General features: G+C 70.6%; 16 protein-coding genes. 5 read left to right on the top strand and 11 right to left on the bottom strand.

The features are described 5' to 3' along the window. Positions 1–7: 7 nt before the first annotated feature. From ACZZ0J_RS05450 to ACZZ0J_RS05440, 3 genes are read right to left on the bottom strand one after another with little or no spacing between them, the layout of a single operon-like run. The gene (locus ACZZ0J_RS05450; protein ID WP_463435332.1) at positions 8–697 is read right to left on the bottom strand and encodes a hypothetical protein; all 690 of its coding nucleotides are present in this window, start codon (positions 695–697) and stop codon (positions 8–10) included. Continuing rightward, positions 604–2,082, bottom strand: a complete 1,479-nt coding sequence (locus ACZZ0J_RS05445; RefSeq protein ID WP_463435330.1) for a hypothetical protein — start codon at positions 2,080–2,082, stop codon at positions 604–606. The genes ACZZ0J_RS05450 and ACZZ0J_RS05445 overlap by 94 nt, the downstream gene beginning before the upstream one ends. A gap of 4 nt (positions 2,083–2,086) precedes the next feature. Then, on the bottom strand, positions 2,087–3,028 hold the full coding sequence (locus ACZZ0J_RS05440; protein WP_463435328.1) for a glycosyltransferase family 2 protein: 942 nt from the start codon (positions 3,026–3,028) through the stop codon (positions 2,087–2,089). Positions 3,029–3,157: 129 nt separating this feature from the next. Here ACZZ0J_RS05440 and ACZZ0J_RS05435 point away from each other — a divergent pair, with 129 nt between their 5' ends. The 5 genes from ACZZ0J_RS05435 (at position 3,158) to ACZZ0J_RS05415 (ending at position 6,454) form a co-directional block, all read left to right on the top strand. After that, on the top strand, positions 3,158–3,766 hold the full coding sequence (locus ACZZ0J_RS05435; protein ID WP_159573662.1) for a dTDP-4-dehydrorhamnose 3,5-epimerase family protein: 609 nt from the start codon (positions 3,158–3,160) through the stop codon (positions 3,764–3,766). Between the two features lie 21 nt (positions 3,767–3,787). Then, positions 3,788–4,651: a glucose-1-phosphate thymidylyltransferase RfbA gene (gene rfbA, locus ACZZ0J_RS05430; protein ID WP_463435325.1), complete on the top strand. Its 864-nt coding sequence runs from the start codon at positions 3,788–3,790 to the stop codon at positions 4,649–4,651. 117 nt (positions 4,652–4,768) lie between these two features. Beyond that, entirely contained in the window at positions 4,769–5,299 is a 531-nt protein-coding gene (locus tag ACZZ0J_RS05425; RefSeq protein WP_463435323.1) for a hypothetical protein, read from the top strand. Further along, positions 5,296–5,553, top strand: coding sequence for a hypothetical protein (locus ACZZ0J_RS05420; RefSeq protein ID WP_463435321.1), 258 nt, complete (start codon positions 5,296–5,298; stop codon positions 5,551–5,553). Before ACZZ0J_RS05425 ends, ACZZ0J_RS05420 begins: the two co-directional genes overlap by 4 nt. Positions 5,554–5,995: 442 nt before the next feature. Then, complete coding sequence (locus ACZZ0J_RS05415) at positions 5,996–6,454, top strand: glycosyltransferase family protein (protein ID WP_463435319.1); 459 nt, start codon at positions 5,996–5,998, stop codon at positions 6,452–6,454. 31 nt (positions 6,455–6,485) lie between these two features. On the opposite strand, the gene ACZZ0J_RS05410 is transcribed toward ACZZ0J_RS05415, so the two are convergent. The 8 genes from ACZZ0J_RS05410 to ACZZ0J_RS05375 form a co-directional block, all read right to left on the bottom strand. Beyond that, positions 6,486–6,950 (bottom strand): hypothetical protein, encoded by a 465-nt coding sequence (locus ACZZ0J_RS05410; RefSeq protein ID WP_333925684.1) that lies wholly within the window; start codon positions 6,948–6,950, stop codon positions 6,486–6,488. Beyond that, complete coding sequence (locus tag ACZZ0J_RS05405; protein WP_463435316.1) at positions 6,947–7,564, bottom strand: hypothetical protein; 618 nt, start codon at positions 7,562–7,564, stop codon at positions 6,947–6,949. The genes ACZZ0J_RS05410 and ACZZ0J_RS05405 overlap by 4 nt, the downstream gene beginning before the upstream one ends. Positions 7,565–7,633: 69 nt before the next feature. Further along, a complete protein-coding gene (locus tag ACZZ0J_RS05400; protein ID WP_194646316.1) occupies positions 7,634–8,488 on the bottom strand; it encodes a glycosyltransferase family 2 protein in 855 nt (284 codons plus the stop codon). Continuing rightward, complete coding sequence (locus ACZZ0J_RS05395) at positions 8,485–8,829, bottom strand: glycosyltransferase (protein ID WP_463438144.1); 345 nt, start codon at positions 8,827–8,829, stop codon at positions 8,485–8,487. The genes ACZZ0J_RS05400 and ACZZ0J_RS05395 overlap by 4 nt, the downstream gene beginning before the upstream one ends. After that, positions 8,724–9,650 carry a glycosyltransferase gene (locus tag ACZZ0J_RS05390; protein WP_463435314.1) on the bottom strand — a complete coding sequence of 309 codons (927 nt, stop codon included), beginning with the start codon at positions 9,648–9,650 and terminating at the stop codon, positions 8,724–8,726. Before ACZZ0J_RS05390 ends, ACZZ0J_RS05395 begins: the two co-directional genes overlap by 106 nt. 91 nt (positions 9,651–9,741) lie before the next feature. Then, positions 9,742–10,857, bottom strand: a complete 1,116-nt coding sequence (locus ACZZ0J_RS05385) for a glycosyltransferase (protein ID WP_463435312.1) — start codon at positions 10,855–10,857, stop codon at positions 9,742–9,744. Further along, positions 10,776–12,005, bottom strand: coding sequence for an ABC transporter ATP-binding protein (locus tag ACZZ0J_RS05380; RefSeq protein ID WP_123338962.1), 1,230 nt, complete (start codon positions 12,003–12,005; stop codon positions 10,776–10,778). Before ACZZ0J_RS05380 ends, ACZZ0J_RS05385 begins: the two co-directional genes overlap by 82 nt. Before the next feature lie 3 nt (positions 12,006–12,008). Next, a complete protein-coding gene (locus ACZZ0J_RS05375) occupies positions 12,009–12,908 on the bottom strand; it encodes an ABC transporter permease (RefSeq protein WP_159573655.1) in 900 nt (299 codons plus the stop codon). Positions 12,909–13,118: the final 210 nt, after the last annotated feature.

The following is a 13,118-nucleotide window of genomic DNA, read 5'->3' as shown; positions in this document are numbered from 1 at the left end:
GACGTCGTCAGCGCCGGGGGCCGGTGATCGTGATGCCGTTGAGCGGACCGCTGTTCGTCGCCGAGTCGACCGACGGGTTGTCCGCGGTGAGGTCGGACCACTTCGTCTGGGAGTCGCCGTCCTCGGTGGTCCCGGCGAGCGGTGCCGAGGGGTCGGCGACGAGGTACTTCGTCGCGACGCGGTCGAGGATCGGCGACTCGACGAGCGACGGGATCAGGTTGGGCGAGAAGCTCAGGTACGTGGCGGTCGGGTACGTGTCCGGGTCGAGCGACCGCATGAGCTGCTTCCACTCCTTGGTCTGGAACGCGTGCCCCGTGACCGAGCGGATCCCGTAGTACGTGGCCGAGCCGGGCAGCGTGGCACTGCCGGTGGTGGCGTAGCGCTCCTGGTCGGAGACGTTCTGCTGCAGGTACGCGAGCGCCGGCGTCGTCGGGTAGAAGGTCGAGAGCGACGCGATCGGCCACCACTTCTGCGTGGCCGAGATCGCGGGGACGACGACCATCGCGGCGATCGCCACGGCCACCAGGACGTGGACCACGCGCGACCGGAAGAACCAGGCGAGCAGCACGGCGACACCCACGGCGGCGCCGATGATGCCGACCGTCAGGGCCTCGACCTTGGTCTGGTGGACGTACTCGGTCGGGACCGCCTCGAGCGCGAGCATCGTCTGCAGCCCGATGGACAGCGTGAACAGCACGACGAGGACGATCGCGACGATCCGGCCGGTCCGGCGGAGCGGCTCGCGGCACGGAAGCGGGCGAGTTCGTCACGCAGGGTCTCCGGCTCGACGACGCGACCGAAGCCGATGCCGGCGAGTGCCGCTGCGAAGAACCCGACGACCACGCGGGCGCGACCGATCGGGTTGCTGTCGAAGACGGGGAGTTCCCGGGCCGCGGCGAGGATCGGGCCGCCGAGGAACACGAGGACGACGCTGAAGGCCAGCATCGCGGCGACGATCGTCAGGACACCACGGGTGCGACGGCGGGCGAGGACGCCTCGGTCGGCCGACAGCTGGCTCGTGGCCGGACGGATGAGCACCGCGGCGGCGATGAGCACGACCGCGGCGATGCCGATGTAGGAGTACTCCTCGACCGGGTTGCGGTTGCTCCACGCGGCACCGGAGCTGCCGAGGAACGAGACGTCGGGGATCCACGACGTGACCATCGGCCGCGACCCGAGTCCGCTCCCGCCGTGCTGTCCGCGGCCGCCGAAGTCGACGACGTTCGAGGCGCTGATCGCGAAGGGCAGGAGTTGCCACGCCGAGAGCAGCAGGCCGAAGACGATGCCGCCCATGGCGATCAGTCCGCTGAGGACCACGCCCCGCAGCGCACGGTGGGCGACGATCGTGCGGGCCAGGAAGAAGATCCCGCCGACGAAGAGGCCGTAGCCGACCACGGCGGGGAAGCCGCCGAGCAGCATCGAGGCCACGACGGCCCCGACGCCGATGACGTCGCGCGCCCGGAGCTCGACCGCGGCACGGTCGATGGCCCAGAAGAGCAGGGGGATGAACGCGGCGACGCGGGTCTGCGGCCAGTTCGACCACGCCACCATGAAGCCAGACGAGGCGAAGACCAGCGAGGCGATCGGCCAGGCGGCTCGTGGGACGCTCCACCGGCGCAGCAGGAGCGACATGCCGACGGTGACGGCCACGATCTCGAGCAGCTTCACCGCACCCGGCGCGTAGCTGAACGGCAGGATCCACCACGGCAGCGACAGCGGCGACCACGCACCGGAGTTCGGCACCCCGCCGAGTTCGACGCCACCGGCGACGAATGGGTTCCACGCGGCGAACACGCCCTCGTGTGCGCTCCGCACCAGCAGCGTGGTCTGCGGGAACACGCTGTCCAGCGTGTCGCTCGTCAGGATGTTGGTCGACCCCGTGGTGGTCTCGAAGGACTCACCCCACGGCGTGTACCGGTTGAGCAGGCCGGTGTTCAGGAAGGTGCCGTGGCCGATGAGCGCGGGCCCGATCGTGAACACCACGAACGCCACCAGTGCTGCCCATGCGACGATCTCCACCCATCCCTGGGGACGGCGGAGCCAGAGCGCGAAGCGGGTCCGTCGGTCGAGGCGGTCCGCCACGCGCTCAGTCGCCATACCGCTGCAGCTTCTGCAGGTCGAGCTGTTCCTCGGCCAGGGTGCGGTTCAGTCGCGTCAGGTCGGCGACGACCCCGATCACGACCGCCAACAGGGCGGTGATGAGCAGGACCACGCCGAGGATGATCGACTGCAGGTGGTTCCCGCCCGTGTGCATGGCGAGGAGCACCAGGTAGCGGACGAGCGGCCAGGCGCCGAGCGCACCGAGGATCGCGGCGACCCAGGCGAACAGCGCCATCGGGCGGTACATCAGGTACACGCGGGCGATGGCGGACCCGGACTGGAACATGTGCTGCCAGATGTTGCTGAACAGCCGCGACTCGCGGGTCTTCGGGTTCGTCGTGATCGGGATCGAGGCGATCGCCAGACGCTTGTACCCGGCCTGCACGATGGTCTCCATGCAGTAGCTGAAGCGCGTCACGATGTTCAGACGGATGAGCGAGTACTTCGAGTACGCACGGAAGCCGCTCGCCGCGTCGGGCAGGTCGAGTCCGGCTGCGCGCGACGCCACCCAGGAGCCGAAGCGCTGCATGAGCTTCTTGAACCCGGAGAAGTGCTCGATCGTGCGCGTCTGGCGGTCGCCGATGACGATCTCGGCTTCCTGGCGGAGGATCGGCTGCACGAGCTCGGCGATCTGCGCCTGGGGGTACTGGTTGTCGCCGTCGGTGTTCACGACGATGTCGGCGCCGTGGAGCAGGGCGTAGTCCACCCCGTCGCGGAACGACCGGGCGAGACCCATGTTCGTGGTGTGGTGCACGAAGTGCCGCACACCGTGCTCCTTCGCCACCTCGACGGTGCGGTCCGTGCTGCCGTCGTTGATGACGAGGACCTCGATCTCGTCGATGCCGTCGATCCGCCGTGGGATGGAGTCGAGGACGCTCGCGAGGGTGTTCTCCTCGTTGAGGCAGGGGATCTGGATGAAGAGCTTCACGGGTACGCAGTGTCTCGTTTCTGGGTTCCGGCAGGTGCGCGAGGCCAGGACAGCCTATGCGACCGCAGGGATCGGTGCAGGTCCGGCCTGCCGCCGGTGGGCGTCCGGGCGGCTTGGTAGGGTGCAGCAGTGCAGATCCGCGAACTCAAGATCCCCGGCGCGTGGGAGTTCACGCCCGTCCAGCACGGCGACGCACGAGGAGCCTTCCTCGAGGCGTACCGCGCCGACGTCCTCGAAGAGACGGTCGGCCACCCGCTGGACCTCCGCCAGGTGAACATGTCGATCTCGTCGGCCGGCGTCGCCCGCGGGATCCACTACGCCCTCGTCGCCCCGAGCCAGGCGAAGTACGTGACCGCCGTCCGCGGCGCCTTCATCGACTACATCGTCGACATCCGCGTCGGTTCGCCGACGTTCGGGCAGTGGGACTCGGTCCGCATCGACGACGTCGACCGCAAGGCCGTGTACCTGTCCGAGGGCCTCGGTCACGCGATCGTCGCGCTCGAGGACCAGTCGACCGTGAACTACCTGGTCAGCGCGCACTACGACCCCGAGCGCGAGAAGGGGATCACGATCCTCGACCCGACCGTCGGACTCGCGCTGCCGGACGGCATCGGCGACCCGGTGCTGTCCGAGAAGGACACCAGCGCCCCGACGCTCGAAGCGGCCGCGGCCGCCGGTCTGCTGCCGACGTACGAAGAGTGCGTCGCCTACACCGAGTCCCTCCGCACGACGAAGTAACGAAGTAAGGAAGCGATCCCGATGAAGGGCATCATCCTCGCCGGTGGATCCGGCACGCGCCTCTGGCCGATCACCAAGGGCATCAGCAAGCAGCTCATGCCGATCTACGACAAGCCGATGGTCTACTACCCGCTGTCGACGCTCATGATGGCCGGCATCCGCGAAGTGCTCGTCATCACGACGCCGGAGTACAACGAGCAGTTCAAGGCCCTGCTCGGCGACGGCTCCGCCCTCGGCATGGAGATCCACTACGCCGTGCAGCCCTCCCCGGACGGTCTCGCGCAGGCGTTCGTCATCGGCGAGGACTTCATCGGTGACGACAGCGTCGCCCTCGTCCTCGGCGACAACATCTTCCACGGCACCGGCCTCGGCACGAGCCTGAAGAAGAACACCGAGGTCGCGGGTGCGACGATCTTCGCGTACCACGTGGCCGACCCGAAGGCCTACGGCGTCGTCGAGTTCGACGACGACTTCTCGGCCGTCTCCATCGAGGAGAAGCCGGCCGAGCCGAAGTCGAACTACGCCGTCCCCGGTCTGTACTTCTACGACAACAAGGTCATCGAGATCGCGAAGACGATCGAGCCGAGCGCCCGTGGCGAGCTCGAGATCTCGACGGTCAACGAGCGGTACCTCGAAGCCGGCGAGCTCGGCGTCCAGGTCCTCGACCGCGGCACGGCCTGGCTCGACACCGGCACGTTCGAGTCGATGATGCAGGCGTCCGAGTACGTGAAGGTCATCGAGGACCGTCAGGGCTTCAAGATCGGGTGCATCGAGGAGATCGCCTGGCGCAACGGCTGGATCGACGACGCGCAGCTCGCCGAGCTGGCCGCGCCGCTCGTCAAGGGCGGCTACGGCGTCTACCTCCAGCGTCTGCTCGGCTCCTGACCCGCACGTGACCCCGGTCCTGGTTGGTTCGGTCGTCGTCGTCGCGGTACGACGGCGGCCGTCGAGCCCGACCAGGTGTCCCGCCCCGTGCCCGCACCGGCGGCTGCCGTCGTCCGCGTGACCGGCTTCGACGGCCCGCTGCCGCACCTGGACCGCGACGTCACGGTCCTCGTCACGACCCGGTCCGACCGGCACGACGAGGTCGACCGCCTGGTCACCGTCGCCCGTCAGGCCTTCGGCCCCGCTGCCGACGTCCGTGCGGTGAGCTACGTCGCCGACGCTTCGCCGCGTGACCCGTTCGACCGCGGACTGCCGTGGGTGCGCCCGGAACCGGTCGACGGCATCGGCTCGGCGATCAACGCCGGGGTCGCTGCCGGTGTGGGGCGGACGCTGGTGCTGCTCGACACCTCGGTGACGATCGACGCCGAGGGGCTCCTGGCGCTCGCGACGGCCGACTCGGTCGCCCAGGCCCGGGTGCTGCTGCCGGACGGCTCGGTCCGGTCCGGCGCTCGTCTCCTCCGCCCGGGGCCCTGCCGTCGTCGGGGAGCAGCGCCGACGTCGACACCGTGTTCGCGGTGGACCAACCGGTGCTCGCGGTGCCGGGCTCGTCCGTGGTACCGGCACCGTGCCTCCCGGACGAACGCATGACGCTGACGGCCTGGACCCGCGCGGCCGCGGACGTGCACGGCGGGCCGGTGCGCGTGGTCGCGGCGGCGAGCCGTTCGGTGGAGCCCGGCCGCACGGTCGACGCCGCGACCGTCGACGCGTTCAGCGTGTGGCGCGACCGCGCGCCGGAGGCAGAGCGCGTCGTGGCCGGGCCGCCGCTGCCGCCGTGGGGGCACGCCCCGTGTCGCCGACGACTCGATCGGCCGGCGACACCGAGGCCCTCGTCTGGTCGCTGAAGATCGCCGCGCCGGCCGGACCCGGGGGCGACGGCTGGGGCGACGTGCACTTCGCCGCCGAGCTGGCGGGTGCGCTCGAACGGCTCGGACAGCGTGTCCGGATCGACCGGCGCGACGCGCACGTGCGGGACGACGACGCCGCGGACGACGCGACCCTGGTGATCCGTGGGCTCGACCGCGTGCCGCCGAACCCCGCGTCGGTCAACCTGCTCTGGGTGATCAGCCACCCCGACGACGTGGCGGACACCGAGTTGCGGTCGTTCGACCGTGCGTTCGCGGCCGGCCCCGCGTGGGCGGCGGCGGCGTCCGCACGCTCCGGTGTGCCGGTCGCCCCGTTGCTGCAGGCGACGGACCCAGCCGTGTTCCGACCGGTCCCGGCGCAGGGTCCTGACGCCGGTCGCGTCGTGTTCGTCGGGTCGACCCGCGGTGTGGTCCGGCCCTCGTGGCGGACGCCGTGGCGCTCGGCGCGGACCTCCGCGTGCACGGCCCGGGATGGGACGGTCTGGTGCCGGCCGGTTCGCTCGGCGAACCGTCACTGGCGCGCAGCGAGGTGGCGACCGCCTACGCCTCGGCGAGGGTGGTGCTCAACGACCACTGGGACGACATGGCGGCCGGCGGGTTCGTGTCCAACCGGGTGTTCGACGTCCTCGCCGCCGGCGGGGTCGTGGTCACCGACCCGGTGGAGGGGATCGCCGACGTCCTCGACGTCCCGACGCTCGCGGTCGCGCGGGACCGTGGCGACCTGGCGGCGCTGCTCGCGCCGGACCGTGCGTGGCCGTCGGCCGCCGAGCGAGCCCGCGTGGCCGCCCGGGTCGCCGCCGACCACTCGTTCGACGCCCGGGCGCGCGTGCTGCTCGACGCCGCGTCGGCCGGCCTCCGGAAGCTGCGCGGCGCGGACTGATCGTCCGGGAGCGCTGCGGGTCAGTCGACGCTCACGCGTTCGCCAAGGACCCGCGCTCGAGCTCGGCGACGAGCTGGTCGGGGTGTGCGAGGTCCATCGCGCGGGTGTTCACGTAGAGCAGGCGGTCGAACTGCACGAGCAGGCGGACGATGACGTCGTGCTCGAGCGCCACGAACGCCGCAGCCCGGTCGGCGTCGTCACCGAGGATGGCCAGCATGCTGTCGTTCAGGTCCTCCGACGCGGCGATCGCGTCGGCGAGCTCGTCGACGTTCTCCGCCGTGATCCGGACCTGCTCGACCGCGGGTCCGGTCTTCCGGAGGAACCCGATGGCCGTGTACGGGACGGCGTGCGCGAACACGTCGCCCGAGTACAGCTCGTCCGCGTGGATCCGTGTCGAGATGAGGAACTCGCGGCGCAGCACACGCTCGAGCACCCACCGCAGGACGTTCTTGGTGTAGACAGCGACCTGGTACTTCGTGGGGATCCGCGCGTTCACCAGGTTGCGGATGTTGTAGGTGAAGACGTGCAGGGTCGTGCGTACGGGTGCACGCGGCCGGTGGCGAGTTCGACGAACAGCAGGTCGTCGCCGAGCAGCTTGTAGCCGGCCGCCATCAGGGACATCGAGAGCGTCGTCTTGCCGGTGCCGCCGTACGCGGGCAGCAGGAAGCCCTTCTCGGTCGACGCGACCCCGCCCGCGTGCAGGAGCAGGACGTCCTCTTCGAGGAGCTTCGCGTAGACGATCGGCTCGAGCACCTGCGCCTGCAGGTACACACCGATGGCGTTCATGTAGACGCGGTCGACCGGGTGGTGGCGGAACCAGATCGAGACGTGGTCCGTGTCGATGCCCCGGACGATGTACGAGTAGCGGAACAGGCCCTTGAAGCGATCGGTGCGCACGATGTCGCCGGGCTCCGGCTTCGGTGGCCGCTTGGTGACGTGCACGTCGACGCGGAGCGACGCCGTCGTCGTGGTGCCGTCGTCCGAGATGCGCGCGTACTCGTTGTCGAAGTACCGACGCCAGCCGGCGTGCCCCGAGTGGAGGACGACGTCGAGGATGCCGTAGAAGCGGTAGGTCAGTGCGCTGCTGGAGCGCACGCGGTGCAGGGCCATGGTGTCCTTCCGTTCACGGCCCGTTCATCTTACGGGCGTCCGGCGGTCACTCCGGCGACACCGGGGTGATCACTTCCGTGTCACCCAGCGGGCGCGGACGGACAGGCCCGCGTGCAGGACGGCGCGGAGCGGCCAGAGCCACCACGCCCGGTACTTCCGCGACAGGAACCGGTACGCGCTGCGGTGGTGCTCGATCTCCATCCGGCGCCGGTTCGACGACGTCGAGTGCGCCCCGGTGTGCGTGACCACGGCGCTCGGCACGTACACGTTCGCACGACCCGAGCGACCGACGCGCTGGCCCAGGTCGACGTCCTCGAAGTACATGAAGTACGACTCGTCGAAGCCGTCGAGCTGCCGGAACAGGTCGGTGCGGATGAGGAAGCACGCGCCGGACAGCCAACCGGCCTCGCGCTCGACGACCTGCGTGGTCGACCAGTACCGCTGGCTCCACGGGTTGGCGGGCCAGAACCGGGAGAACGCCGCGTGCCCGAGCCCGGTCCGGAGCGACGGCAGCTGGCGGGCGGACGGGTACGTCTCGCCCTGCTCGTCGAGGATCCGCGGTCCGAACGACCCGCCGGACGGCAGCCGGTCGGCGGCGCGCACGAGCTCGTCGACGGAGCCGGGTGCGAGCACGACGTCGGGGTTCGTGACGAGCAGGAACTCGGGGCGGACGTCGGGCAGGACGTCGTCGAGGGCGCTCAGCGCGGCGTCGATGCCCCCGCCGTAGCCGCGGTTGCCCCCGGAGGACACCACGACGGCACCGTAGGACTCGCCGATCGCCCGCAGCGCGTCGATGTCGGTCGAGCCGTTGTCCGCGATCACGACGGCGACCGGCTCCGACGACGCCGCTGCGACGCTCGCCAGGAACGGCCGGATGGTCTCGCCGGTGTTGTAGGTGACCGTCAGCACCGCGACGCGGATCACCGGAGACCCCCGACCGGAGCGACCCCGGCGACGGCCGAGTAGGCCTCGACGTGCACGGCTGCCGTGGCCTCCCACGTGAACGAGGCGGCCCGGGCCAGCGCGGCCGCCCGGTGCGACGCGACGAGCGACGGGTCGTCAAGCAGCCCCGTCATGGCGGACGCCAGTGCGGGGGCGGACGGCTCGGTGTACACGGCTGCGTCACCGCCGACCTCGGGCAGCGACAACCGGCGGGTGGTCAGGACGCACGCGCCGGAGGCCATCGCCTCGACCACCGGCAGGCCGAAGCCCTCACCGAGGGAGGGGTAGACGACGAACTCCGCGCCGCCGAGGTAACCCGCCAGGTCCTCGAGGGAAGGTACCCGGCCTCGATCACGTGGTCATCGGGCTGCAGGGCGTCGAGCCGGGCGATCGCGGACTCGTCCCAGCCCCGGGCACCGGAGAGCACCAGCCACGGCGTGTCGGTGCCCGCCGCCGTCCGCGCGGAGCGCACCGCCGCGTAGGCGTCGAGCAGTGCGGTGACGTTCTTCCGCGGTTCGATTGTGCCGAGGAACGCGATCCAGGGCGCGCCCTCGGGCAGCGTCGCCGCGATCCGGGCGTCCTCGACCTCGGCAGTGGACGGCTCGTGGAACACAGCACGGTCGACGCCGAGCGGTGCGACCCGGACGTCGGCACGGATGCCGCGCACGACCCGTGCGGCCTCGGTCGCGGTGGCCGCACTCGGCACGATGACGACCGGGCGGGAGCGCAGGGACCGACGGCTCCACCAGGTGAAGAACGTGCGCTTCAGGCGGGAGTGCCACTCGGGGTTCGAGAAGAACGTGGCGTCGTGCAGCGTGACGACCGATCCGCCGCGCCACGCGAACGGGAACGTGTAGTGCGGGGAGTGCAGCACCTGCGCGCCGAGGCGACGGCCCAGCGCCGGCAGCCCGGTCTGCTCCCACAGGAACCGGAGCGGCACCGAGTCGGTCCAGCCCGGCGCGGTGTGCACGGTCGCGTGCGGCGCGACGGCTGCGAAGTGCGGAGCGTGCACGGGTCGGACCACCAGGTGGACGTCGAGCGCCGGGTCGGTCAGGTGCGACACGACCCCCTCGACGTAGCGGCCCACACCACCGAGTTCGCGCGGTACCGCGGTCCCGTCGACGAGGACGGTGAGCTGCGGCACGCGTGGGTCCTTCCGGACGGGGACGCCGTGGTCGGGACCGTCGGCGGGGAGTGGGAGTGGGCTCGGGAGAGACCAGGATAGCCCTCCGCGCTCATGCGCCCGGGTCCACGCTGCGGCGCGGGACGGACGCGCGCCGCGACTCGCGGAGCCGCCGCGCGAGGTGCGAGGGGAGCGCCCCGACGACGTCCGCGAACGCTGCCAGGACGAGCCGGGCCTCCCGTCGGGTGGAGGCGGACAGCAGCCCGCGCAGGCCGCGGAAGAGGGTGCGGGCACCGGCACGCAGGACGGTGTCCCACGGTGCGTGCCAGAGTGCGACGACCATCCGGTTCCGCGCGTTGCGGAACAGGAACAGGTCGCTCTGCACCCCGGACGACGCCGAGTGGTCGTGCTCGACGACCGCGTCGGCCGCGTGTTCCACGCGCCAGCCGCGTCGGCGGAGTCGCCACGCGAGTTCGGTGTCCTCGTAGTACATGAAGAGCGACTCGTCGAGCAGGCCGACGTCGTCGAGGGCGCTCCGCCGCAGGGCGGAGGCCCCGCCGGAGAACCCGAAGACATCGACGTCGGCGACCCGGTCGACGGGCGCGAACCAGTCGCGGTCCATGCCGTTGCCGGCGCGGTCGACGCGCACACCGGTCGAGTTCAGGCGCACCTCGCCGTCCGCCGACGGCGTCCAGAGGCGGCCGTCGTGGCCCCGCAGCACGCGCTGGCCGGGTGCGGGCGTCGCGTCGACCGGGAGGCCCGTCCAGCGTCCGGCGAGCACGATGCGGCCCGTCACGGCCGCGACCTCGGGCCCCGCCTGCGCCAGGTGGTCGCGGAGCGCCCGGACGAAGCCCGGCGCCGGGACGGCGTCGTTGTTGAGCAGGACGACGACGTCGGCGTCCGCGTGCCGGATGCCGGTGTTCGCGCCGGCCGCGAACCCGCCGTTGTGCTCCCGCGCGATCACGGTGACACCCGGCAGATCGCGACGGAGCTCGGCGATCGAGTCGTCCGACGACCCGTTGTCGACGACGACCACCTGGTCGGCCGCGCCCTCGGCGAGCACGGCGCGGACGGCCGCGGTCGTCAGGTCCGCGCGTTCCCAGTTGACGACGACGACCGCGGTGCGGGACGCATCGTCGACGGGCGTCAGTCGAGCTCCTCGATCGAGGGCTTCGCGTAGACGCTGCCGACCGCGTCGCCGAACGAGGGGACCTCGAACGAGTCGCACTCGGGCAGGTCGTGCAGGTGCCGGCCGGCCGAGTCCATCATCGAGACGTTGATGAAGTACTTGCCGGTGCCGAAGTTCGTGTCCGCGATCCGCAGGCGGAGCTTCTTGCGGCCGTGCAGCGGCTCGAGGTGGATGCCCATGATGCCGGTCGTGGTGCCGTAGACGACCTGGCCGGACGTGTTGTTGACCTGGACGGCCGCTTCCCAGTCCTCGACGCCGTCGAGGTGCTCGAACTCCATGTCGACCAGCAGGTCGTCGCCGGGGGTGACCCCGTCGCGCGGTCCCTTGCCGTCGGCGTGCACCGACGCCTGCAGCACGGTGCCGCGACCGACCGCGACGTCGGCGCTGAGCTCCCCGGCACGACGTTCCTCGAGCACGTCGCGGAACAGGCTGACGGCACCGATCGGGTCGCCGTCGTGCAGGACCTTGCCCTTGTTCAGGAGCACGACGCGGTCGCACATGTCCTGCACCTGGCTGAGGGAGTGCGTGACGATGATGATCGTCTTGCCCTGCTCCTGGAACGAGCGGATGCGGTCGAGGCACTTGCGCTGGAACGCCTCGTCGCCGACGGCGAGCACCTCGTCGACCAGCAGGACGTCGGGGTCGGTGTGCACGGCCACCGCGAAGGCGAGTCGCACGTACATGCCGGACGAGTAGAACTTCACCTGGGTGTCGATGAAGTCGCCGATGCCCGAGAACGCCAGGATGTCGTCGAAGCGCTCCTCGGTCTCCTTGCGCGTCAGGCCGAGCAGGCTCGCGTTCAGGAAGACGTTCTCGCGGCCGGACAGGTCCGGGTGGAAGCCGGCGCCGAGCTCGAGCAGGGCCGCCAGGCGCCCGCGGCGCGACACCGTGCCGGAGGTCGGCTGGATGATGCCGCCGATCGCCTTGAGCAGGGTCGACTTGCCGGATCCGTTCTGGCCGATCAGCCCGACGGTGGTGCCGGCCTGGATCGACACGGTGACGTCGTCGAGCGCCCAGAAGTCCTGCCGGTGCTTGCGGCCGGCGCGACCGAGCGTGACGATCCGTTCGCGGATGGTGTTGTCCTTGCGGACGACGAAGCGCTTGCGGACGTGGTCGATGACGATGACGTCGGGACGCTCGGCGGTGGCGCCGGACGTCGACGGGGCGACGGGGGTGCTGATGGCCATGGTCTAGAGCTCCTGCGCGAAGTTGCCCTGCAGGCGGGAGAAGACCCGCTGCGCGCCGATGAGGCAGAACAGCCCGATCACGAGGGCGATCCCGAGCCGCATCATCAGGTGCGGCGGGTAGTCGACGGGGGTCGGGTGGATCCAGATCGCGTTCTGGAGTCCGAGCACCGACAGGGTGAGCGGGTTGTTGGTGTAGATCGCCAGCAGCCACTGCACCTTCAGCTCGGCGACGACCATCGAGTACGAGTAGACGATCGGCGACGCCCAGAGGAGCACCATGAGCCCGACGTCGATGACGAACTGCACGTCGCGCAGGTACACGTTGAGCGCCGACAGCACGAGACCGATCGCGGCGCCGTAGACCAGGATCACCAGCAGTGACGGGATGAGGTAGATCAACCCCTCGTGCCAGGGGAAGACCCCGAGCACGATCGTCGCGGCGATGAGGATCGCGAACTGGATGAGGAAGTTGACCAGGGCCGCGCCGACGCTGGCGAGGGGGAAGACCTCGCGCGGCACGTAGACCTTCTTGATCAGCCCGCTGTTGCCGACGATCGACCCGGTCGACCCGGCGACGATCTCACTGAAGAGCGTGTAGGCGGTCAGGCCGGTGAAGACGTAGATGGCGAAGTTGTCGATCGCACGGGACGAGCCGAGGATCTTGCCCATCACGAAGTAGTAGATCATCAGCTGGGTCAGTGGGCGCACGAGCGTCCACACGAACCCGAGTGCCGAGTCCTTGTACCGCGCCTTCAGGTCGCGGCGGATGAGCATCCCGAGCATCTCGCGCTGTCCGAAGACGTCGCGGAGTTCTCGCCAGGTACCTCGGAAAGCGCTCGTCGGAGCGCCGATCACGACGAGGGGCTCCTTGGCGAGCGCCGCCATGCGGGCTTGATCGACCATACGTCTCTTCGTTCGGTGGGGGCGGGACCGGAACAGCATACTCACTGGACCGCTGAGGTCGGGGCGCGCACCGCCTGCCGGACGACACCCGTCGTCCGCCCCCGTGCGGGGGTGAAAGTGCGCGACAACAACCCTCAACCTTCACTTTCGGGTTACCGTTGACGCAACCCGGACCCTTGTCAACAACCACAGGACGGCCCGAAAGCATGC

It is taken from the genome of Curtobacterium sp. AC272 (assembly GCF_979258155.1).
Note: the sequence above shows the minus strand (reverse complement) of the source record. Positions and strands in the feature narration are given on the sequence as shown.